This window comes from Emergencia sp. (assembly GCF_048465375.1).
Taxonomy (GTDB): domain Bacteria; phylum Bacillota; class Clostridia; order Peptostreptococcales; family Anaerovoracaceae; genus Senimuribacter.
On record NZ_DBFWLQ010000008.1, the window covers coordinates 43788 to 67483 of the forward strand.

Below are 23696 nucleotides of genomic sequence, written 5' to 3' on the forward strand. Positions count from 1 at the left end.
TCATGCAGGAAGAAGTTGAAAACAGAACAGTAAACCTGGCGATCAGCACAACCAAGCTGACGGGGCGCACTATCATTGCCGGTATCCGCAAGTATTTGCAGCACCGGGAAAAAGTGAAGATGAAAAAGGCACGAGACCCTGCCGTTCATGGAAAGCAATCCGTGAAACAGCTTTTGGGACAGAATCAGGGTGCTACGAATGTTGAGATCGACAAAGAGAGTATCCGTGATTTTGAAAAGCTCGCCAAGAAGTATGGCGTGGACTTTGCCGTAAGAAAAGATAAGTCCGTTGATCCTCCCCGGTTTCTTGTTTTTGTCCGTTCTAAAGATGCAGATGCTTTGGATGCAATCTGCAAGGAACATCAGGCAAGGGCATTAACCAAGAATGAAAAGCCGAGCGTTCTGGCGCAGCTGAAGAAGTTCAAGGAAATTGTCGCAGCGATTCCGAAGAAGGTTCGAGAGAAGAAACAGGAGCGTGATCTGTGATGGATAAGAGAAAAATGAAAAAGCTCCTGATTCTGAATTTACCGTATTTTCTGGTAGGGTTGTTCGCTACGAATTTAGGAGAAGCATGGAGATTGGCTGAGGGGGCAGATTCATCTGCGAAAATCCTCAGCTTTTTTCATGCCCTTCCGATAGCCCTGAACAATCCGTTTCCCAGCTTTCACCCGTTGGATTTGCTGATTGGTATTCTCTGCGGCGCAGGACTTCGGCTGGCTGTCTATCTAAAAGGCAAAAACGCAAAGAAGTACCGACACAATGTTGAGTACGGTTCTGCTCGTTGGGGAACGGCAAAAGATATTGAGCCGTTTATTGCACCAAAGTTCGAGGACAATGTGATCCTGACGAAAACGGAGCGGCTGATGATGAGCAATCGCCCGAAGAATCCTGCCAATGCCCGAAATAAGAATGTTCTGATTATCGGCGGTTCGGGTTCCGGTAAAACTCGCTTTTGGTTGAAGCCAAACCTTCTCCAGATGCACAGTTCCTATGTGGTCACTGACCCGAAAGGCAGCATCGTGATTGAGTGCGGCAACGCCCTTTTGAAGCATGGCTACACCATCAAGATTTTCAACACCATCAACTTTCAGAAGTCGATGCACTATAACCCATTTGCCTATATCCATTCAGAAAAAGACATTCTGAAACTGGTGACAACGCTGATTGCCAACACAAAGGGTGATGGAAAAGCCGGTGATGAGTTCTGGACGAAGGCGGAAACGCTGCTCTACTGTGCCTTGATCGGATATATCCACTATGAAGCTCCGGTTGAGGAACAGAATTTCTCCACCCTGATTGAGTTCCTGAACGCAATGGAGGTGCGGGAAGATGATGAGGAGTTCCAGAACCCGGTGGATCTGATGTTTGAAGCCCTGGAAAAGAAAAAGCCGAATCACTTTGCAGTCCGTCAGTATAAAAAATACAAGCTGGCTGCCGGCAAGACCGCTAAGTCGATTTTGATTTCCTGCGGCGCTCGTCTGGCTCCTTTTGATATTCAGGAGGTCAGAGATGTGACTGCCTATGACGAGTTGCAGTTGGATACTCTCGGAGATAAGAAAACGGCGCTCTTTCTGATTATGTCAGATACGGATGCGACGTTTAATTTTTTGATCTCCATGATTTACACACAGCTGTTCAACTTGTTGTGCGAGAAAGCAGATGATGTGTACGGCGGCAGACTGCCGGTTCATGTGCGCTGCTTGATTGATGAGATGGCAAACATCGGTCAGATTCCCAATCTGGAAAAACTGGTAGCGACAATCCGAAGCCGTGAAATATCGGCTTGCCTTGTTCTCCAGGCACAATCACAGCTGAAAGCCATTTATAAAGACAATGCCGATACCATCATCGGCAACATGGATTCCCGAATTTTCCTGGGTGGTTCTGAGCCAACCACGCTCAAAGAACTGAATCAGGCATTGGGAAAAGAAACTATCGACACCTACAACACCTCCAACACCAGAGGTAACAGCCCGTCTTACGGCTTGAATTATCAGAAGTTAGGCAAAGACCTTGCGAGCGTAGATGAGCTTGCGGTTCTGGATGGCAGCAAGTGTATTTTGCAGTTGCGTGGTGTCAGACCGTTTCTTTCTGACAAGTACGATCTGACGCAGCACCCCAATTATAAGTACACATCAGACTTTGATAAGAGAAATGAGTTCAACATTGAGCAGTTTCTGAGTCGAAGGTTGAAGCTCAAGGCAGGTGATGAGTTTGTGGTAGTCGATGCGGATTAAGGAGGTTTCTGTTTGGAAAATCTGAAAACGGTATCTGCCCTGGTTAAGAACATCTTGGAACACGACCACAAGGCAAGAAATACCGACAATCATTTGTACCTGATGGTACTGGAACACTATTCCGGTCTGCGTGGCATCGACATTCATGCCATGACGGTTCCTGTGTTTTTGAAGGAACTGGATAGACGCAGCTTTCCGGGGTTTGAAACTGTCCGCAGAAGCAGACAGAAAGTGCAGGCAACCTACCCTGACCTTGCTCCCAGTGAAGCCGTAGGCAAGCGCAGAGCAAAAAATGAGGTTGTATATCGAGAATTTGCAGAAAGCGAGGTGTAAAAAAAATGACTTGGTGGATCACGGATACCTCTATTGGGCAGCGATTGAAGTTCGTTAGACGATTTCGCCGCCTTACCCAGAAAGAGCTTGGACTCCTGATGGGGTATTCCGAGAAAACAGCGGATGTCCGTATTGCTCAGTATGAGAAAAACGCTCGAACCCCTAATGCAGAAACCACAGCGAAACTCGCAGAGGTTCTGAAGGTTTCACCTGTCGTTTTTTCACCGACAATCTGTGCTTCTCGTGAAGATTTGTTGCAGTCAATGTATTGGCTGTTTCTTATGAAAGGTGGTGGTGATATATATGATTGTGAAACTGAATATGCAAGAAGCAGAATGGAACAGAAACTTGGCGTGATAACCGTCGAGGAGTTCCTTGAAAAGATTCTCGTAAACTAAGCCTTCCGTCCGGTTTTGATGCCGGTAGTACGGAGGGCTTTTTCTATTCTCAAAACAATTTCAAATTTTAGGAGGAAAATATTATGGCATTTTTCAATAGCGCAGTAACCGTTCTTCAGACTCTCGTTATCGCTCTGGGCGCAGGTCTTGGCATCTGGGGTGCAATCAATCTGCTTGAGGGCTACGGCAACGATAACCCCGGCGCAAAGTCCCAGGGCATGAAGCAGCTCATGGCTGGCGGCGGTGTTGCCCTCATCGGCACCACCCTTGTACCTCTGCTCTCCGGACTGTTCGGTTAATCACAAAACAAGGAGGTAATCGCCTTTGGACAGCATACTCCAACAGATCACAGACTGGCTGAAAGAAATGCTCGTTTCAGCTATTATGGGAAATCTGTCGGGGATGTTTGAGTCCGTCAACAACCAGGTTGGCGAGATAGCAACCTCCGTTGGCATGACCCCGGCGAATTTTTCGCCGGGTGTCTTTGCCATGGTACGAAACATCTCCGAGTCAGTGATTATCCCAATCGCAGGCTTGATTCTGACCTTCATTGCCTGTTATGAGCTAATTCAGATGATTATTGACCACAACAATCTGGCAAATTTTGAAACCTGGATCTTCTTCAAATGGGTGTTCAAGACTTTTGTTGCGGTCATGTTAATCACAAACACATTCAATATCACGATGGCTGTGTTTGATGTGACACAGCACGTTATAAACGCAAGCGCCGGTATCATATCCGGAAATACTGCCATAGATGCTTCGGCATTGGAAACAATGGAAGAAACGCTGATGGCAATGGATTTGGGTCCTTTGCTCGGCTTGTTCCTGCAATCCTTTATCGTGCAGGTCACGATGTCCGCTTTGGCAATCATCATCTTTGTGATCGTCTACGGTCGAATGATTGAAATTTATCTGATGGTCAGCCTTGCCCCGATTCCGCTTTCCACTTTTGGAAACAGAGAACAGAGCAATATCGGACAGAATTATCTGCGTTCGCTGTTTGCAATCGGATTCCAGGGATTCCTGATTATGATCTGCGTGGGCATTTATGCGGTGCTGATTCAGTCTATCGCATTCAGTGATGACATCATCGGTTCTATCTGGGGTGTTATGGGCTACACCGTCCTTTTGTGCTTCACCCTGTTTAAGACTGGTTCGCTTGCGAAGGGTGTATTCAGCGCTCACTAAGGGAAGGAGGAAATTGTTTGGCAGCGTATATTCCCGTACCTCGTGACCTGACGAGGGTAAAAACAAAAGTGTTCTTCAATCTGACGAAACGGCAGTTACTTTGCTTTGGTGCGGCGGCGCTCATCGGAGTGCCGATTTTCTTTCTGGTCAAAGCAACCGGAAATGTGAGCCTTGCAGCACTGTCCATGATGATCGTCATGTTACCGTTGTTCTTTCTGGCAATGTATGAAAAGGATAGTCAGCCGTTGGAAGTGGTTGTAGAACACTTCATTCAGACCAAATTCGTTCGTCCCAAGGTTCGCCCTTATCAGACGGACAACTATTATGACGCTTTGATGCGTCAGTACAAACTGGAAAAGGAGGTTGAACGAATTGTTTTTCAAAAAGAAGCCACAGGCAAGAAACATCAAAATGCCTGCAAATCTGAATCGGAAGCAGCAGCGAGAAATTAAAGCTGTTGTGGAACGGGCAAAGAAGGACAACGGTATTCCGCAGACTGCACAGCAGTCCATTCCCTTTCAGAGAATGTTCCCGGATGGCATCTGCCGTGTCACTGACAGTTATTACACCAAGACCATTCAGTTTCAGGACATCAACTATCAGCTGGCACAGCAGGAAGATAAGACTGCCATCTTCGATGAGTGGTGCAGTTTCCTGAATTTCTTTGACAGCTCCATTCACTTTGAGCTTTCCTTTATGAACCTGAGTACCGATGCTGAAAGCTTTGAAAAGAGTATCCGTATCCCGTTCAAGAAGGACAGCTTCAATCCCGTCCGTGCCGAGTATAGCCAGATGCTGAAAAAGCAGTTGGCGCAGGGCAACAACGGCTTGACCAAAACCAAGTACCTGACATTCGGCATTGAAGCCGAATCCATGCGGCAGGCAAAGCCGAGACTCAACCATATCGAAAACGATCTGCTCAATAACTTTCGGCGTTTGGGTGTCATTGCCACTACCATGAACGGCAAAGAGCGGCTGCATCTGATGCACTCTATGTTCCACATGGGTGATAATGATAAGTTCTTCTTCGATTGGAAGTATCTTGTGGAATCCGGGCTGTCCGTAAAGGACTTCATTGCTCCGACGGCGTTTGCCTTTAAGACCAACCGCACCTTCCAGATGGGCAGTATCTTCGGTTCGATGTCTTATCTGGCAATTACGGCATCAGACCTGTCTGATCGTATGCTGGCGGATTTTCTGGATATGGAATCCACGCAGATCGTGACCATGCACATCCAGTCGGTTGACCAGACTGCGGCGATTAAGACCATCAAGAGAATCATCACCGAGCTTGACCGTTCCAAAATCGAGGAACAGAAAAAGGCTGTGCGTTCTGGCTATGACATGGACATTATCCCATCTGACCTTGCTACCTATGGTAAAGATGCGAAGTCACTTCTGAAAGAATTGCAGAGCCAGAATGAGCGAATGTTCATGGTGACATTTCTGGTGCTGAACACCGGGCGCACCGAGCAGGAACTGGAGAACAATGTGTTCCAGGCACAGAGCATCGCCCAGAAGCATAACTGCAATCTGCGTCGTTTGGATTTTCAGCAGGAATCCGGACTGATGAGCAGCCTGCCTTTGGCACAAAACCTGATTGAGATTCGTCGTGGCCTGACTACCAGTTCCACGGCTATTTTTGTGCCTTTCACCACGCAGGAGCTGTTCCAGAATGGTGGAGAAACGCTCTATTACGGGCTGAATGCTCTGTCGAACAACCTTATCATGGTGGACAGAAAGAAGCTCAAGAACCCCAACGGACTGATTCTGGGTACTCCCGGTTCCGGTAAATCCTTTTCCGCAAAGCGTGAAATCACCAATGCGTTCCTGGTTACGGATGACGATATTATCATCTGCGACCCCGAAGCGGAATATGCGGCTCTGGTTCACAAGTTCAATGGTCAGGTGGTAAAAATCAGCTCCTCCAGTACCAACTATATCAACCCTATGGACATCAACCTGAACTACTCTGAGGATGACAACCCGGTAGCACTGAAAGCTGATTTTATCCTGTCCCTCTGTGAGTTGATTATGGGCAGTAAGGATGGCTTGCAGCCTATCGAAAAGACGGTTATCGACCGTTGTGTGCATCAGATTTACCAGAGATATTTCGACAATCCTGCCCCTGAGAATATGCCGATCCTTGAGGATTTGTATGATGCCCTTCTGAAACAGGACGAAAAGGAAGCCCACCATGTAGCGACCGCCTTGGAAATCTATGTTAAGGGTTCTCTGAAACTGTTTAACAACAGAACCAATGTGGATATTCAGAATCGTCTGGTGTGCTTCGACATTAAGGAGCTGGGCAATCAGCTGAAAAAAATCGGTATGCTGATCGTTCAGGATCAGGTCTGGGGGCGTGTAACTGCCAACCGTTCTGCCGGTAAATCGACCAGATATTATATTGACGAGTTCCATCTGCTTCTGAAGGAAGAACAGACGGCAACCTATTCCGTAGAAATCTGGAAGCGATTCCGTAAATGGGGCGGCTTGCCGACCGGTATTACTCAGAATGTCAAAGACCTGCTTCGTTCCCCGGAGATTGCCAACATCCTCGAAAACTCTGATTTCATCTATATGCTGAATCAGGCAAGCGATGACCGAAGTATTCTGGCACAGCGGTTGAACATTTCGCCGCATCAGCTGTCCTATGTAACCAACTCCGGTGAGGGCGAAGGACTTCTGTTCTATGGCAATGTGATTCTGCCGTTCATTGACCGATTCCCGACAGATCTGGAACTGTATCGCATTATGACCACGAAGTTAAACGAGGTGGCACAGGAAAAGGAGGCGTAATGTATGGCGAAAAGACCTACACGACTCCGTTTTACCGAAGATGACCTTGCAGATTCTCATGTGAAGAAAGCTGCCGACCGTGCAGATAAGGCGGTTGATAGGGCTGAAAAAGCGGCAGACAAATTGGCTTCTAAAAAGGCAAAGCCGAAGCTAAAGCTGGAAACAGATGCAGCCGGTTCCCGTAAAGCAAAGCTCCGTTTTGAAAAAGCGGAGTTTACGGAAATCGAGCGCCCATCTGTGGCAAAGCACATGGCAAGCCGTGGTGCCGCAGTCACGCTCACATCCAAAGCACATCGGGCGGTGTCAGAATATGAGGATGATAATATCGGCGTTCAGGCTGTGCAGGAAACGACCAAGGCTGTTGAATCCACTGTCTATACCGTCGATCATGCCGTTTACAGTCACAAGCTGAAAGCCTACGACAAGGCGGAAAAGCTGGTTGAGAAGTCAGATAAAGCAAATGTAAATGCCCTGTATGAGAAGTTCAAAAAGGACAACCCCGATGCCGGTTCCAATCCCTTTTCCCGTTGGCAACAGAAAAGGGCAATCAAGAAAGAATATGCTGCCGCCAAAGCCGGTAAGAATACCGCTTCGACAACGGCTTCTGCATCTAAGGGTGCAGGCAAGGCAACGGGCAAAGCAGCTCAGGGAGCCAAGAACATCACAGAAAGAGTAACGGAGTTCTGCACCACACACTCTAAAACGATTCTGTTTGTTTTGATTGCCGGACTGCTTTTTATGATACTCTCAGGGATGTTCTCGTCTTGTTCGGCTATGTTCCAAGGCGGCACACAGATCATTCTGGGAACTTCTTTTACTGCAAAAGAGGAAGATATTATTGGTGCGGACAATGATTACAAGGCTTTGGAAGCTGCGCTCCGCAATAAAATCAATAATATCGAGCGTACTCATAGCGGATATGACGAGTACCGGTATGACCTTGATGAAATCAACCACAATCCTTATGAGCTGGCGGCGTATTTGACGGTGAAGTTTGAGGATTACACCAGAGATGAGGTGCAGGCTACCCTGCAATGGCTATTTGAGCAACAATATGAGCTGACCCTGACGGAAGTAGTAGAGATTCGTACACGAACAACATCTTCTACTGATCCCGAAACGGGAGAGACAACAACAGAGGAAGAAGATTACGAATATTATATTCTGAATGTGAAGCTCAGAAATAAGGGCTTGAACAGTGTGATTTCAAATTCCGGCTTGTCGGAAGATGATATGGAGCGATATAGAATTTTGCTTCAGACAAGGGGCAACAGACCGGATATTTTCGGAAATGACATTTACGCCACCCCTGGCGGCGAGTACACCGATTATGATATTCCGGGCGAAGCGCTGACAGACACAAGATTTGCCAATATGATTCGGGAAGCTGAAAAATATCTGGGATACCCGTATGTGTGGGGCGGCAGCAGCCCGTCTACCTCCTTTGACTGCTCCGGATTTGTTTCCTATGTAATCAATCACTGCGGAAACGGTTGGAGTGTTGGTCGTTTGACCGCAAACGGTTTGATGGGCGTATGCGACATTATCCCGAAAAGCTCTGCCAAACCGGGAGATTTGATTTTCTTCCAAGGCACTTATGATACCTCCGGTGCATCACACGTTGGTATCTATGTTGGCAATGGTATGATGATCCACTGCGGAAACCCCATTTCCTACGCTTCTATCGAATCGAATTACTGGCAACAGCATTTTTACTGCTTCGGCAGAATCAGAAACTAAAGGAGGGATGGCGATTGAGTGCCAAGTTAGACAGAATAGGTGCAGACCTTGAAAAAGCCCGTAAGAAACGGGCAGAATGGGATGCTAAGGTGAAAGACCTGGAACGCAGATACCGTGAGGAGGAAAATTCCGAAATCCATGAGATGGTTCATGCTGCGAACCTGAATCCCGAACAGCTTTCCGAGCTGCTCCGTATGTTTGCTGCGGATATGGCTCCGAAGCCTGATACGATCAATACTATGAATGAGGAGGAAACGCAGAATGAGATTTAAGAAAATTGGAGCCGCATTGCTGGCGTGTGCAATGTGTTTTGGCGTGTTTTCTACAACGGCATTTGCCTATGTAGATGAAAGCGTAGCGACTGAAGAACCTGCGGTCGAAGAAAAAGTTCCCGAAACAGAGCCGGAGGAGCCGATGCTACCGCTTACTCCCGACGGCAATCTGACTTTGGTTGATGACGCTGGCTCGCCTACGAAAAGCGGAAAGCAGTTCATTACCGCTGTAACCAAAAACGGAAACTACTTCTATATCATCATTGACCGTGATGATAAGGGCGAGGAAACCGTGCATTTTCTGAATCAGGTGGATGAAGCCGACCTGCTCAAGCTGATGGACGAGGAAGAAGTTGCAGAGTTCACCAAGCCGGTTGAGGAAACAAAGCCGGAAGTAGTTGAAACAGTTCCTGAAATTACAGAACCGACACCGGAGGAAAAGCCGAAATCCACAAATATGCTCCCGGCGATTCTTACTCTGATTGTGCTTGCCTGTGGTGGTGGATTCTTCGTATTTAAGAAAGTCCAGGAAAAGAAGAAGGCACAGGAAGCGGCAAAGCCTGACCCAGATGCTGATTATGTGGACGATGACGAGGACTATGGGTACGATCCGGAGTTTGAGGACGACGATGAAGATAGCTCCGTCGATGAAGATGATAATGAACCTGTGTAAACAGGATAGGCTTGATGCCTGGGGCAGCCTTCGGGTTGCCTTTACATAGTTTCCGCTTTCAAAAAATAAAAAAATTTGCGTTTTTGAAAGTGACATCTTGCATATACTATTAGCAGACAGTATAATAAGTACAGCGAAGCGGTTTCGAGAAATGAAAAAACTTCAATTTTTGAAAGCGGGTGACTATATGAAAACAATCACGAGAGCAAAATATCTCGATAGAATCATTGAACTGAATGGTACTCCTGACATCAAGATCATCACGGGCATTCGTCGATCTGGTAAGTCCAAATTGATGCAGGCGTATATTGCGTATCTGAAAAGCAATTTTGAAAACATCAATATTATCTTCATCGACTTCATGGATTTGGCGTATGAAGAAATCAAGGAATACCATGCCTTACACGCCTATGTGGAAGAACATTATCAGGAAGGAAAAACGAACTACCTGTTTGTAGACGAGGTTCAGATGTGTCCCAAGTTTGAGTTGGCAATCAATAGCCTGTACTCTAAGGGAAAATACGACATCTATGTAACAGGCTCTAATGCTTTCCTGTTGAGTGCAGATCTGGCAACTCTGTTTACCGGACGCTATATTGAAATTCATGTGTTTCCTTTCAGCTTCCAGGAATATTGCCAGTATTATGATGATATTAGTGACAAAGATAAGCTCTTTGATGAGTACGCTATCAAGGGCGGTTTAGCAGGTTCCTATGCTTATAGAACCGAAAAAGACAGAACAAACTATATCAAAGAGGTCTACGAAACGATTGTTACAAGGGATTTGGTACAGAAATATACTCTCCCGGACACTTTGGTTTTACAACGTCTGAGCGAGTTCCTTATGGATAATATCAGCAACCTGACTTCTCCGAATAAGGTCAGTCAGCTACTGACAGCAAATGAGACTCCAACCAATCATGTAACCGTCGGCAAGTACATTAAGTATTTGTGCAATGCTTTTGTATTTTATGATATTAAGAGATATGACATCCGAGGTAAGAAATACCTTGAAAGCTCTGAAAAGTTCTATTTGTGTGACAGCGGTATTCGATATGCAATACTGGGAAGCAGAAATATAGACTATGGCAGAGTATATGAAAACGTTGTTTGTATCGAGCTTCTTCGCCGTGGATATGATGTCTATGTCGGCAAGCTCTATCAAAAGGAAATCGACTTTGTTGCTCAGAGAGGTAGCGAAAAGATTTATATTCAGGTCAGCGACAACATTTCCGGGCAGGAAACATTTGAGAGAGAATGCTCTCCTCTGCTTCAGATTCGAGACGCTTATCCGAAAATGATTATTGCCAGAACCAAACATCCCCAATATAGCTATGAAGGAATCGAAATTCACGATATAGCCGATTGGTTGCTACAAGAATAAGCAAGGTGAAATATCTCCGTCATTCTCTTTTGAAATGATGGAGATATTTTTATTATGACGGAGATTGTAGAACAGAAAATTGTATCAGGTTGCAAAAATCCTTTCCGAACTTTTTACATAGCAGTCATGCACTACGGTGTGTGGCTGCTTATTTTTTTGTGAAAGGAGCAGATGCAAATGAAATTAGTTTTGGCTGAAAAGCCTTCGGTTGCACAGAGTATTGCCAAAGTGTTAGGTGCTGCCAAGCGTGAGGATGGCTACTTAGAGGGAAACGGATATGTGGTCAGCTGGTGTGTAGGGCATTTGGTGGAGCTGGCACAGCCGGAAGTCTATGATGCGAAGTACAGCAAATGGGCTTATGCAGACCTTCCTATCTTCCCGATGGACTGGCAGTATGAGGTTTCTGCCGGTACGAAAAAACAGTTTGGGATTCTGAAAAAGCTCATGGCCAGAGAAGATGTTGCGAGTCTTGTGTGTGCAACAGATGCCGGTCGTGAGGGCGAGCTGATCTTTCGGTTGGTGTACCACAAAGCCGGGTGCAGAAAGCCGTTTGAGCGGCTTTGGATTTCCTCGATGGAAGATGTAGCAATCAAGGAGGGCTTTGAAAATCTCAGGTCTGGAACGGAATATGATGCTTTGTATGAAGCAGCACTGTGTCGAGAACGAGCCGACTGGATTGTTGGTATTAACGCTACTCGACTTTTTTCGACCCTTTACGGGCAGACCCTGAATGTTGGTCGTGTTATGACCCCTACCCTTGCTATGGCTGTTATGCGAGAAGCTGCCATTTCCGCATTCAAGCCTGAACTGTTCTACACAGTTCAGATTGGATTGGATGGTTTTACGGCTGCAAGCGAACGCTTCAAAACCAAGGCAGCAGCCGAAGCTGTCAAACAAAGCTGTTCGGTGGCAATCGTTCAGAAAGCTGAATGTAAGGAGAAAACAGAAAAGCCGCCTGCGCTCTATGACCTGACCAGTTTACAGAGAGAAGCCAACCGTGTGCTTGGCTACACGGCACAGCAGACCTTGGACTACACGCAGAACCTCTATGAAAAGAAACTGGTCACTTATCCCCGTACCGACAGCAGGTTTCTGACGGAAGATATGGCACATAGCCTGACCGACCTCGTAAAGCTGGCTTTCCACACATTCCCCGTGGAGGATGTGGATAACATACCAGTTCATGCAGAGCAGGTTGTGAATAACAAAAAGGTCACAGATCACCATGCCATCATTCCGACCAGAGAATTGCAGAAATGCAATCTGAGCGAACTTCCCAAGGGTGAACTTGCAATTTTGCAACTGATCTCGAATCGGTTGTGCGTAGCTGTTGGCGATCCGCACCGATACGCAGAGACAGTTATTGAGCTGGACTGTGGCGGTACCGTGTTTTCCACCAAAGGCAAAACTGTTGTGCAGGATGGATGGAAAGCTCTGGTTCAGAAAAATGATTCGACAAAATCCGACGAAAACGTGCAGACACTCCCTTCTGTTTCCGTTGGTGACGAAATGACCGTCAGCGGCACGGAAATCAAGGAAGGGAAAACATCTCCCCCTAAACACTTTACCGAGGATACTCTGCTTTCTGCTATGGAAACTGCCGGTGCGGACGAAATGCCTGATGAGGTGGAGCGCAAAGGTTTGGGAACGCCTGCGACCCGTGCCGGTATCATTGAGAAGCTGGTTCGCATCGGTTTTCTGGAGCGTAAGGGTGATAAGAAAACCAAACACCTGATTCCGACCCACAAGGGTACGGCTCTGGTAACAGTCATGCCGGAACAGATTCAGTCCCCATCCATGACGGCGGATTGGGAAGAAAAATTGTTGCTCATTGAGAAAGGCGAATATGCCAGCGAGGACTTTATGGACGAGATCAAAGATGTGATTGCCGGTCTGATTCAGAACTATGAAGTAATCCGTGATTCCGAGGTTATGATGTCGAAAGAAGCCAATTCTATCGGCAAATGCCCGCTCTGCGGCAGTGCTGTAGAGGACAAAGCCAAGGCATTTTTCTGTTCCAACAGAGCTTGCAAATTTGCCCTCTGGAAAAACAATCGCTACTTTGCGAGCATCGGCAAGAGCATGACTTCTGCCACGGCGCAGAAATTGCTTGGTTCCGGCAAGGTAAAGCTCAAGAATTGCAAGTCCGAAAGAACGGGCAACACCTTTGATGCCACCGTCTTTATGGAGGTATCAGATGATGGCAAAACGAAGTTCAGTATGGAATTTGAAAATGGAGGAAAGCGCAAATGACAAATGAGTACAACCCGGATGGTAAGGAAATCCGATTTATCGACAGCCATTATAAGGATTTGTTTCATATCCCCGATGGCAGCTGTGTGCAGATTCACTACCCGGATGAAATGGTTGTGAAGCCCTGCACCTTCATTGACGAGTATCATACGCAGATCGGATACAATGTGTTTCATATCTGCCAGTTTGCAGAAATTATGGAGCGCAACGGCGCAAGCTATATGCCGGAGCCTGAGATTATGGGCGATGAAGCCGCATGGAAGGTCGGAAAGGATAGAATCCTTGCGGTGCAGACCTGCGAAGATGGTTACGACTACACCCTGTTGGATGAAAACTACAACGAGATTGATGGCGGTCAGGTTGATAACCCTGAACTGTCCATGCTCGAAGTCCGCCGGGATATTCTGGAATCCTTCGGGCTGGAGCGCCGGGAACTGCGGGCAATGTTCTATGAGGATGTCATGGAGCAGGCTTTTGAAGTCGGCAGACAGGCGGTGGTGGTCAATGACCCTATCGCTGAGCTTGCTTTTAAGCTCGACCGTTTTGCAGAGAACTTCGACCCCTATGAATATATGGATCAGGTCGATGATGTGCAGGCGCATATCCAAGAAATCAAGGCAGATCTTGCCGCTGGTAATACGGCTCCGTATCGTGAGTTCCTGAATACAGCCATTGAAGAAGCCCGTGAGGAAACTGCGGTTGAGGTTGCCAAAGTGCTGAAAAGTCAGCTGGATAAGCTCGACTCTCCGAAGCGTGAGTCGGTCATGGAAAAACTGGCACAGGCCGCAGAAAAAGCTGCGCCTGCCAGTCCCTCTCCCAAACGCAAAGAGCCTGAACGATAAGGAGGACACGGATATGAAAAACGAAAAATGGGATGATGTTCACGGAAATACCACCCCGGATGACAGAATGGTTGCTTTTCTGGAAAGCCCCACGGATTCCTATGCGATTCTTCAGCTGCGGGAAGATGTAGACGATAATATCCCGCTCATGTTTGCAAATTACAGCTACCTTCAGAAGAAAGAAATGGAGCCTGAGATTGACCGTTACGAGGTGGTCTATCATGGCTCCATTTCTATGTCCGAGGATGTGAATCGGCAGCTGGAAGATTTGTATGTAAAGTTCAATATTGACCACCCGGATGATTTCCGTGGTCACAGTATGTCGGTCAGCGACATCGTAGCCTTAAAGGTAGTCGGTGAGGTATCCTTTCACTATGTAGATTCTGTTGGGTTTCAGAAGCTGGAAAACTTTATGAAGTCCGAAAACTACCTGAAAAACGCAGAGATGGCAATGGAAGATGATTATGGGATGATTGACGGTATCATCAATAACGGAAAAGCGTCCGGATTAGAGGAACGTCCTTCGGTGTTGGAGCAGTTAAAGGAAAAGCCCGTGCCGGATGTTTCCCATAAGCCGCCCAAGAGCCACCCGGAAAGGGAGATTGAATGATGGATTTCACACAGGATGAGCGGAACATGATGATGCTTTACAGCCCTGGCACAAGGTCAGGGCTGTGTGAAGCACTGACACTGATGAAGGAACAGCTTTCGGAGGACGAGTCAGAGCTTTTTGCTTTGGCAGACTCGGTTCTCCGTAAAGTTTCAGCCATGGACGATGCCGCCTTTGAGAAGCTGAACCTTTATCCGGATTGATAGGATTGGAGGGATACAATGAACGCAAAAGAGCGATTTTATTCCGGATTAGCAAAAGAAACGATTGGGAAAATCACCTCGAACACAGATAACTGGACTTCGTTTTTGAGAACGATGTCCCGCAACTATGAGTTCACCTATCCGGAACAGGTGATGATTTATGCTCAGCGCCCCAATGCGACCTTTTGCAAGCCCTATGAGGACTGGAACGCTGAAAATTACCGCAGATATGTAAAGCGTGGCTCTACCGGCATTGCTCTGTTTGTGATGAACAGGGATAAACCGTATCTGCGCTATGTGTTTGATGTGGCGGATACCGGCGTTCGCCGTTCTTCCCCGGAACTGAAACCGTGGGAGGTGACGCCTGAAAACCGCTCCTATGTCATGGAAGCGATGGAGCGTACCTTCGGTGTTGCCGCTGACGGGGTACTGGAAGCACAGCTTGAAGATATTGCATCCGCACTGGCGGCTGAGTATTGGGACGATTACAAAAAGCAGTTCCTCGACATCGTTGCCAACAGCTTCCTTGAGGAGTATGATGAACTCAACATCGAAGTAGCTTTCAAAAATGCGGTGGCAAACAGCGTATCCTATACGATGTATTGCCGGTTCGTGGAAAGTCCCGACAACTACTTCGAGCATGAGGATTTCCAGAAGGTGTTTGATTTTAACACCAGACAGACGGTAAATGCCCTTGGTACTGCGGTGAATGCCATCAGCACAAGGATGTTTCAGGAAATCGAAAAAGCGATTGGAGAACATGAGCAGATTAAAGCTACCGAAAGGAGTACAGATTATGAGCGAGATGACTTACAGACAGGCCGGAGATTATCAGATTCCGAACCTTCAGTTGGAGAACGAGGGAGAGAAACCTCTGGGCAAGTACGGCAGGATGCGTCGAGCATTTTTGGAACAGAACAATCCGATGCTCCTGAACGACATGATTCTGACGGAGAGCCTGTTCCCGCACCTGTGGGAGATCGAGGAAACAGCGAAAGCCAGAGTGGAGTTTCTGATGGAGCAGTACCTGAAGGACAGCCCCGCACCGGACAAGGAAACGCAGCAGATGGCGTGGGTGCAGCACATGAACAGCCTGAAAGCACAGGCGGAGGAAGTCGTGATGACGGAGCTTATCAACAGCTGAGTCTGAACCTTTTCCTCTCCGAAAATGAACAAATCAGTTTTATCGACCGAGCAGAGAGCTTTACGCCCTCTGCTTTTTCTTTTGCCCAGGAAGAAATCGACCACTTCCTTCTGCTTGGTAGCAATACCGATGAAGCCCGAAAAGTCGTAGCGCTGGAATATATGAAGCAGAAGCCGTTGGAAGAAATCGTTCAGACCTTAAAGCAGGTCTATCACGGCGGCTATGGTCTGAAAGAAGATAGCGGGAATATCTGTGCGTGGTATGCCGAGGACGGTATCCACCTTGCCAAAGGTTCCTCTGCCATTGACAGCCCCAGAGCGCAGATCGTTTCTTGGGAAACGGTTGCCGAGCGCATTGGAGAACTGCTTGAAAATGGTCGGTTCGCAACTAATGTGGAACTGGTAGAAGCATCCGGATATGAGCGTCAGAAGTTGGCAGAATCCCTGTGGCATCTTTATCACGATTTGAGTGAAGAAGCCCGTTCCAGCAACTATCTGGCAATTCTTCATCAGGAACCGTTTCGTGGTTTCCCTGACGAAACCGCAGACTTGGCTGAAAAGTTGGATGACCCTCGTTTCCACGCAACCTTGGTACAGCAGTATTCGGAATTTAGAAAAACCCTTGCGGAAAATCCCGATCTGCTTCGTTTTCACTATCACAAGCTGAATCTCATTCAGAAACAGCTGTATGAGTTGAATATGCCTTTGCGTGAGTATCAGACCGATATGATGCAGATGCCCCTTGTCCGCCAGTTCATTACGGATGATGAAGTCAATGCAGACTTGACCCGTGGAAGCGGCTTTTCCGGTGGTAAAGCCCGTATTTATAACTACTGGCAGGAGAATCATTCTGCCAAGGAAAAGATGGACTTCCTGAAGCATGAATACGGAACCGGTGGTCATTCCCATGCCTGCTCTGGTGCAACGCACAGCGGTCAGGATCACGATGCCAAGGGTGTTGCTTACACCAAGAGCGGTTGCGATAAATTGCAGATGTCCTGGGCGCAGGTGGTGCAGAGAATCGACGGTCTGATACGAAAGGGACGCTACCTCAGCCCGGAGGAAGAAGCGGAACGACAGGCTATCGAAGAAGCTAAAACTGATCCGTTGGAAGATGTTTATGACCGTTTCGCAGTGATTGATACCGAGGATGGCGAGTATGCGATCTGGGATAATCAGACCGATGACTACTATGTAGACCCGGAAGGCGTTACGGAATACTTCACGGACGAATGGCTTGCCAATGACTATTTGGAGGAAGTTCGTCAGTCCGTAGCTGCGATGGAGTCGGTTCAGCCAGAAGCGCCTGTGGCAGAGCCTGCCGAAGTTGTGGAAGCATCTGCTTCCGAGGAACCGAAATGGAATTATCAGGTCGGTGACACGGTATATCTGGACGATACAGCTTTCCGTGTGGAGCAGATCACGGACAGAGAAGTTCAGCTGCGTGACCCTACGCTTGCTTATCCCATCTTCCGTGCCGAGAATCGTGAGAATTTCGAGCGTATGCTCTCTCAGGACGAAAGAAACCATGCGGTAAGGGTTGATGCCCAAACCGAAGAAAAGCCCGTTACAGAGGATTTTCTGGGCAAAACCGAACCGAGGGACTACACCCCTGAGTATCAGCTGTTAGACCGTCTGCGTATGGACTGCGAATACTTCCTTGGTGCAGGACAGCACAGCGAAAAGCATCTGTGGGCAGGCAACCGCCATGCACAGATTGCCAAGATGCGTGAGCTGTATGAAATGATTCCCGACAAACCAGAATGGCTGACACCTGAGATGATTAACAGCTACGAGGAGCGCATGGCTCCCCGCTATCTGGTTGCCGCCTACCATCACTTTGAAAACGGCTTCGATGATAAACTGGACTACTACACTCTGGAAGAAGCGGAAAAAGCTGCCCAGGGCTATGTGGACGGAACCATGGAGGATGACGGATTCAAGTACGATGGTGCTGCCGTTTACGATCAGCAGGAGCATAAGTGCATCCGTATCTATGGGGACTACCCTGACGAAAAGGCACACGCACAGGTCAGAGCCAGTGCGGAACCCGAACAGCAGGAACCGGAACACTTCATCGATCATTTTTATGTTGCCGAGGACATTCAGAAGCGGGGTGCGCTGGACATCAAGGAATACAGTTCCTTTGATGATGCCCTGCGAGCCTACTATGCACTTCCTGACACGCAGAGAAAAGCCCTGGGTGCAATGAATACCAGAGATCTGCCGGGTAGTCTGGACTTCGTACAGTGCGTAGATGGAAAGGACACCATCATTCAGGATTATGCCCAGGTGGACGGATGGCAGAATGCCGAAGTCATGGACATTATCGCTCAGCTTGAGCAGTCCATCACCACCAGAGAAATCCCACCTGTTCCTGCGGTGAACTTCCACATCACGGATGACAACATCGGTGAAGGTGGACCGAAGCAGAAATTCGCAAGAAACATCGCAGCCATTGAAACTCTGTTCAAACTGGAAAGCGAGAACAGGAACGCCACTACCGAAGAACAGGAGATTTTGTCGAATTATGTCGGTTGGGGCGGTCTGGCAGATGCCTTTGACCCGGACAAGGGAAATTGGGCGAAGGAGTATCAGACACTGAAAAACCTGCTTTCCGAAGATGAATATGCTGCGGCAAGAGCTTCCACCCTGAACGCACATTACACCAGCCCTACGGTCATTCGCTCCATCTACGATGCGGTCGGACAGATGGGCTTTGAAACAGGAAATATTCTGGAGCCTGCTATGGGTATCGGCAACTTCTTTGGTATGCTCCCTCCTGAAATGCAGAGCAGCCGTTTGTATGGTGTGGAACTGGATTCCATCACCGGCAGAATTGCTCAGAAGCTCTATCCCAACGCAGAAATCAAAGTAGCCGGTTTTGAAACGACAGACCGCCGAGACTTTTACGATCTGGCTGTGGGTAATGTCCCTTTCGGCAACTACAAAGTGTCCGACAAGCCGTATGACAAGCTGGGATTCTCCATTCACAACTATTTCTTTGCCAAGGCTTTGGATCAGGTTCGTCCCGGTGGTGTGGTCGCTTTTGTGACAAGCCGTTACACCATGGATTCCAAGAACTCTGACGCAAGGCGATATATGGCGCAGAGGGCGGAACTGCTTGGTGCAATCCGTCTGCCAAACGATGCCTTTAAGAAAAACGCAGGCACGGAAGTCGTGTCCGACATCCTGTTCCTGCAAAAGCGTGACCATCCGATTGACATTGTACCGGAATGGGTAAACCTTGACCGCACCGAAGAAGGACACACCATGAACAGCTACTTTGTCGCTCATCCTGAAATGGTTCTGGGCGATACGGTGGAAGAAAGTACCGCCTACGGCATGGACATTACAGTGCGTCCCATTGAGGGCATGGAACTGTCCGAACTTCTGAAAGAAGCAGTTTCCCACATCCAAGGAACCTATCAGGCTGTGGAGCTTCCCGAAGCTGACAAGGGTAAGGAAATCGAAACCATTCCTGCAACCCCGGATGTAAAGAATTTCTCTTATACCGTGGTGGATGGCAATGTGTACTTCCGTGAAAACTCCCTGATGCGCCGTGTAGACCTGAATGAGAAAGCAAAAGACCGTGTGATGGGCATGGTGGAACTTCGTGGTATCGTCAACGAGCTGATCGAATATCAGCTTGAGGATTACCCGGATGAAATGATTACTCAGAAACAGGCAGAACTGAATGATGCCTACGATGCGTTTGCCGCAAAGAACGGGCTTATCAATAATCGAGCCAATGGTCAGGCATTTGCTGACGATTCCTCCTACTATCTCCTGTGTTCTCTGGAAAATGTGGATGAGGACGGCAATCTGAAAAGCAAGGCGGATATGTTCACCAAGCGAACCATCAAGCCGGAACGCAGAGTGACGAGCGTGGATACGCCGTCCGAAGCTCTGGCAATCTCTATCGGTGAGCGTGGCAAGGTGGATTTGCCGTTTATGGCACAGCTGCTTGGAACACCTGGAGAATACGATGCGATTCAGGCAGAGCTTCGAGGGGTGATCTTCAAAGACCCGATGGCTCCCGATGCTGTGGAAGTTGGATGGCAGACTGCCGATGATTACCTTTCCGGTGATGTAAGAAGCAAGCTGCGTGTCGCACAGATGGCGGCAGACAGGGATTCTTCCTTCCACATCAATGTGGAAGCCTTGCAGAAAGCACAGCCGAAGGACTTGGATGCGTCCGAGATTGATGTGCGTTTGGGTGCAACATGGATTGATGCCGATTATATTCAGCAGTTCATGGAGGAAACCTTTGAAACGCCGTATTACTTGCGCCGTTCCATTGAGGTCAAGTTCTCCGAGCTGACCGCAGAGTGGCGCATCAACGGTAAGAGTTCTCCCAACTACAACGATGTGGCGGCGTATGTCACCTACGGTACAGAGCGAGCCAACGCATATCGGATTCTGGAGGAAACGCTGAATCTGAAGGATATTCGTATCTATGATACGATTGAAGATGCAGATGGTAAGCAGAAGCGTGTCCTCAATAAAAAAGAAACTACCCTGGCACAGCAGAAACAGCAGGCAATCAAGGATGCGTTCCGAGATTGGATTTGGAGAGATCCGCACAGACGAGAAACCCTTTCCACCAAGTACAACGAACTTTTTAACTCCACCAGACCTCGTGAGTATGATGGCTCTCATATCCGTTTCGGCGGCATGAACCCGGATATTACCCTCCGTGAACACCAGAGAAATGCTATCGCTCATGTGCTATATGGTGGAAATACGCTGCTTGCACACGAAGTTGGTGCGGGCAAGACCTTCGAGATGGCTGCATCGGCTATGGAGAGTAAACGGCTTGGATTGAGCCAGAAATCCCTGTTCGTTGTGCCGAATCACTTGACCTTACAGTGGGCAAACGAGTTCCTGCACCTCTATCCGAGTGCCAAGCTCCTTGTTGCCACCAAGAAGGATTTTGAAACAGCAAACCGTAAGAAGTTCTGCGCTCGTATCGCAACGGGTGACTATGATGCAGTCATCATCGGTCACAGCCAGTTTGAAAAAATCCCGCTTTCTGCCGAACGACAGGAACGGCAGCTGCGGGAGCAGATTGATGAGATCGAGGGTGCGATTGCGGAGCTGAAATGGCAGCGTGGCGAAAACTTCACGATCAAGCAGATGGAGAAAACACGAAAATCATTGGAAGCCAGACTGGACAAGCTCCTTGCCGCTGACAAGAAAGATGATGTCATTACCTTTGAGCAGTTGGGTGTAGACCGGCTGTTTGTGGACGAAAGCCATGCGTTCAAGAATTTGTTCCTCTACACAAAAATGCGAAATGTGGCAGGTCTGTCCACCTCCGAAGCCCAGAAATCTTCGGATATGTTTATGAAGTGCCGCTATATGGATGAGCTGACCGGCGGGCGTGGTGTGATCTTTGCAACCGGTACTCCAGTAAGTAACTCGATGACCGAGCTTTATACGGTCATGCGCTATCTCCAGTACAGTACGCTCCAGCAAAAGAACCTGACCCATTTTGATTCCTGGGCATCGACCTTCGGAGAAACAACAACTGCGATTGAGCTTGCACCGGAGGGAACCGGCTATCGTGCCAGAACCCGATTTGCGAAGTTCTTCAACCTGCCTGAACTGATGAATATGTTCAAGGAGGTTGCCGACATCAAGACCTCTGACCAGTTGCATCTCCCTGTTCCCGAAGCAAAGTTTGAAACGGTTGTGGTTCAGCCCTCTGAGTACCAGAAGGATATGGTGGCTTCCCTTTCAGAGAGAGCAGCAGATGTTCATGCCGGTATTGTAGACCCGTCCGTCGATAATATGCTCAAGATTACCAGCGACGGACGAAAATTGGGACTGGATCAGCGGCTAATGAACACCCTGTTACCCGATGACCCTGACAGCAAGCTCAATGCCTGCGTGGGAAATATCCTGCGTATCTGGCAGGACGGTCAGGCTGACAAATTGACCCAGTTGGTGTTCTGCGACCTTAGCACACCGAAAAATGATGGAACCTTCAATGTCTATGATGATGTCAAAACCAAGCTGATTGCAAACGGTGTGCCTGCGGAAGAAGTTGCCTTTATCCATGATGCAGATACCGAGGCAAAGAAAAAAGACCTCTTTGCCAAGGTTCGTACCGGGCAGGTGCGAGTGCTTCTTGGCAGTACGCAAAAGATGGGTGCAGGAACCAACGTCCAGGACAAATTGGTGGCAGTTCACCACTTGGATGTGGGTTGGCGTCCGTCTGATATGACCCAGAGAAACGGTCGTATCATCCGTCAGGGCAACCGGAACAAAGAGGTTCAGGTGTATCAGTATGTGACCGAGGGAACCTTCGATGCCTACCTGTATCAGACCTTGGAAAACAAGCAGAAGTTTATTTCTCAGATTATGACCTCCAAATCACCGGTTCGCTCCTGTGACGATGTGGATGAGCAGGCGCTGTCCTATGCGGAGATCAAGGCGCTGTGTGCCGGCAATCCGCTTATCAAGGAAAAGATGGACTTGGACATTGATGTGGCAAGGCTGAAGGTGCTGAAAGCTGACCACCAGAGCCAGCAGTACCGTATGGAAGATAAGCTTCTGAAATACTTCCCGGCTGAGATTGAAAAGCAGACAGGCTATATTCATGGCTTTGAAGCTGATATTAAAACCGTGGAAGCACACCCGCAGATTGCCGATGGCTTTTGCGGCATGGAAATCATGGGCAAAGCCTACACCGAAAAGGCAGATGCCGGTGAAATCCTCCTTGCGGCTTGTAAGGACACGAAAAGTGCCGATCCGGTTCCTCTTGGCAGTTACCGTGGCTTTCAGATGGAGCTTTCGTTTGACAGTTTCCGGAACGAGTTCGATGTGACCCTGAAGGGCGCTGTGAGCCACAGAGTAGCCCTTGGAACGGACGCACGAGGAAATATCACCCGACTGGACAATGCCCTTGCAGGCATCCTTGAGCGCTTAGAACGAGCCAATGAGCAGTTGAATAATCTCTACAATCAGCAGGAAGCAGCCAAGGCGGAGGTTGGAAAACCGTTCCCGCAGGAAGCAGAGCTGACAGCCAAAAGTCAGCGACTGGCAGAACTGGATGCAGCCCTGAATATGGAGGACTCTGTGGAAAATCGTGACGAAAGAAGCGAGTCAGAGCGTCCTTCTGTGTTGGCTGATCTGAAATCCAAAGCGGAGCATATCCCGCCTGCAAAATACTCTGAAACCCGTGAGGAGGTGTTGTAATGGCAAAGCGAGATCAGGATGTTCATTTCCTTGCATCCAAGGAGGAGGTCGAGCGAATCCATGAGAAGATGGACGAGCTTGGCATCCGCAGCATGGGAGCCTATCTGCGGAAAATGGCTCTGGATGGTTACTGTATCAGACTGGATTTGCAGGATGTGAAAGCCCTGGTTTCGCTCCTGCGAATCTGCTCCAACAACCTGAACCAGTACGCAAAGCGAGCGAACGAAACAGGCAGCATCTATCGTGCTGACATTGAGGATTTGCAAAAACGGCTGGAGGAGATCTGGACGGACATGAGAGAAGTTCTTGTTCGCCTGTCCTCAATCCAGTAATCCGACAACTTGTTGGGAAGTCGCAGTTTCGGCTGCGGCTTTTACATAAGGGTTGACATCATTGCGTTATGGCAGATACCC

General features: G+C 48.3%; 20 protein-coding genes. 19 read left to right on the forward strand and 1 reads right to left on the reverse strand.

Annotated features, from left to right (window positions below; all coding sequences use genetic code 11):
- The first annotated feature begins 2 nt into the window (after positions 1-2).
- The 16 genes from ACMQ5W_RS06495 (at position 3) to ACMQ5W_RS06570 (ending at position 14934) form a co-directional block, all read left to right on the forward strand.
- Positions 3-485, forward strand: coding sequence for a PcfB family protein (locus ACMQ5W_RS06495; RefSeq protein ID WP_002304320.1), 483 nt, complete (start codon positions 3-5; stop codon positions 483-485).
- Complete coding sequence (locus tag ACMQ5W_RS06500) at positions 485-2236, forward strand: VirD4-like conjugal transfer protein, CD1115 family (protein ID WP_002588968.1); 1752 nt, start codon at positions 485-487, stop codon at positions 2234-2236. Before ACMQ5W_RS06495 ends, ACMQ5W_RS06500 begins: the two co-directional genes overlap by 1 nt.
- 12 nt (positions 2237-2248) lie before the next feature.
- Positions 2249-2569, forward strand: a complete 321-nt coding sequence (locus ACMQ5W_RS06505; RefSeq protein WP_002304332.1) for a hypothetical protein — start codon at positions 2249-2251, stop codon at positions 2567-2569.
- Between the two features lie 5 nt (positions 2570-2574).
- Positions 2575-2967 (forward strand): helix-turn-helix domain-containing protein, encoded by a 393-nt coding sequence (locus ACMQ5W_RS06510; RefSeq protein WP_002304334.1) that lies wholly within the window; start codon positions 2575-2577, stop codon positions 2965-2967.
- Between the two features lie 83 nt (positions 2968-3050).
- Positions 3051-3266, forward strand: a complete 216-nt coding sequence (locus ACMQ5W_RS06515) for a Maff2 family mobile element protein (protein ID WP_002576404.1) — start codon at positions 3051-3053, stop codon at positions 3264-3266.
- A 25-nt stretch (positions 3267-3291) separates the two neighbouring features.
- On the forward strand, positions 3292-4158 hold the full coding sequence (locus ACMQ5W_RS06520) for a VirB6/TrbL-like conjugal transfer protein, CD1112 family (RefSeq protein ID WP_002304374.1): 867 nt from the start codon (positions 3292-3294) through the stop codon (positions 4156-4158).
- A 17-nt stretch (positions 4159-4175) separates the two neighbouring features.
- Positions 4176-4610, forward strand: coding sequence for a PrgI family protein (locus ACMQ5W_RS06525; protein WP_002304375.1), 435 nt, complete (start codon positions 4176-4178; stop codon positions 4608-4610).
- Positions 4570-6957 carry a VirB4-like conjugal transfer ATPase, CD1110 family gene (locus ACMQ5W_RS06530; protein WP_002588967.1) on the forward strand — a complete coding sequence of 796 codons (2388 nt, stop codon included), beginning with the start codon at positions 4570-4572 and terminating at the stop codon, positions 6955-6957. The genes ACMQ5W_RS06525 and ACMQ5W_RS06530 overlap by 41 nt, the downstream gene beginning before the upstream one ends.
- A 3-nt stretch (positions 6958-6960) precedes the next feature.
- Positions 6961-8697: a C40 family peptidase gene (locus ACMQ5W_RS06535; protein ID WP_002304377.1), complete on the forward strand. Its 1737-nt coding sequence runs from the start codon at positions 6961-6963 to the stop codon at positions 8695-8697.
- A 14-nt stretch (positions 8698-8711) separates the two neighbouring features.
- A complete protein-coding gene (locus tag ACMQ5W_RS06540; protein WP_002304378.1) occupies positions 8712-8969 on the forward strand; it encodes a DUF4315 family protein in 258 nt (85 codons plus the stop codon).
- Entirely contained in the window at positions 8959-9642 is a 684-nt protein-coding gene (locus ACMQ5W_RS06545) for a DUF4366 domain-containing protein (protein WP_002578950.1), read from the forward strand. Before ACMQ5W_RS06540 ends, ACMQ5W_RS06545 begins: the two co-directional genes overlap by 11 nt.
- A 151-nt stretch (positions 9643-9793) precedes the next feature.
- Positions 9794-11026, forward strand: a complete 1233-nt coding sequence (locus ACMQ5W_RS06550; protein ID WP_002304383.1) for an ATP-binding protein — start codon at positions 9794-9796, stop codon at positions 11024-11026.
- A 177-nt stretch (positions 11027-11203) separates the two neighbouring features.
- Positions 11204-13279: a DNA topoisomerase 3 gene (locus ACMQ5W_RS06555; RefSeq protein ID WP_002578949.1), complete on the forward strand. Its 2076-nt coding sequence runs from the start codon at positions 11204-11206 to the stop codon at positions 13277-13279.
- The gene (locus tag ACMQ5W_RS06560) at positions 13276-14121 is read left to right on the forward strand and encodes an LPD16 domain-containing protein (protein ID WP_002304387.1); all 846 of its coding nucleotides are present in this window, start codon (positions 13276-13278) and stop codon (positions 14119-14121) included. Before ACMQ5W_RS06555 ends, ACMQ5W_RS06560 begins: the two co-directional genes overlap by 4 nt.
- 13 nt (positions 14122-14134) lie before the next feature.
- Positions 14135-14731, forward strand: coding sequence for a YodL domain-containing protein (locus tag ACMQ5W_RS06565; RefSeq protein ID WP_002304389.1), 597 nt, complete (start codon positions 14135-14137; stop codon positions 14729-14731).
- Positions 14728-14934, forward strand: coding sequence for a transposon-transfer assisting family protein (locus ACMQ5W_RS06570; protein ID WP_002578948.1), 207 nt, complete (start codon positions 14728-14730; stop codon positions 14932-14934). Before ACMQ5W_RS06565 ends, ACMQ5W_RS06570 begins: the two co-directional genes overlap by 4 nt.
- Before the next feature lie 48 nt (positions 14935-14982).
- Here the strand turns inward: ACMQ5W_RS06570 and ACMQ5W_RS06575 are convergent, their stop codons facing one another.
- On the reverse strand, positions 14983-15576 hold the full coding sequence (locus ACMQ5W_RS06575; protein WP_021386789.1) for a hypothetical protein: 594 nt from the start codon (positions 15574-15576) through the stop codon (positions 14983-14985).
- 163 nt (positions 15577-15739) lie between these two features.
- Here ACMQ5W_RS06575 and ACMQ5W_RS06580 point away from each other — a divergent pair, with 163 nt between their 5' ends.
- From ACMQ5W_RS06580 to ACMQ5W_RS06590, 3 genes are all read left to right on the forward strand, one after another.
- Positions 15740-16078 (forward strand): TnpV protein, encoded by a 339-nt coding sequence (locus ACMQ5W_RS06580; protein ID WP_118199520.1) that lies wholly within the window; start codon positions 15740-15742, stop codon positions 16076-16078.
- A 1502-nt stretch (positions 16079-17580) separates the two neighbouring features.
- Positions 17581-23283, forward strand: a complete 5703-nt coding sequence (locus ACMQ5W_RS06585; RefSeq protein ID WP_223385287.1) for an LPD11 domain-containing protein — start codon at positions 17581-17583, stop codon at positions 23281-23283.
- Positions 23283-23615, forward strand: coding sequence for a plasmid mobilization protein (locus ACMQ5W_RS06590; protein WP_002578947.1), 333 nt, complete (start codon positions 23283-23285; stop codon positions 23613-23615). Before ACMQ5W_RS06585 ends, ACMQ5W_RS06590 begins: the two co-directional genes overlap by 1 nt.
- Positions 23616-23696 lie beyond the last annotated feature (81 nt).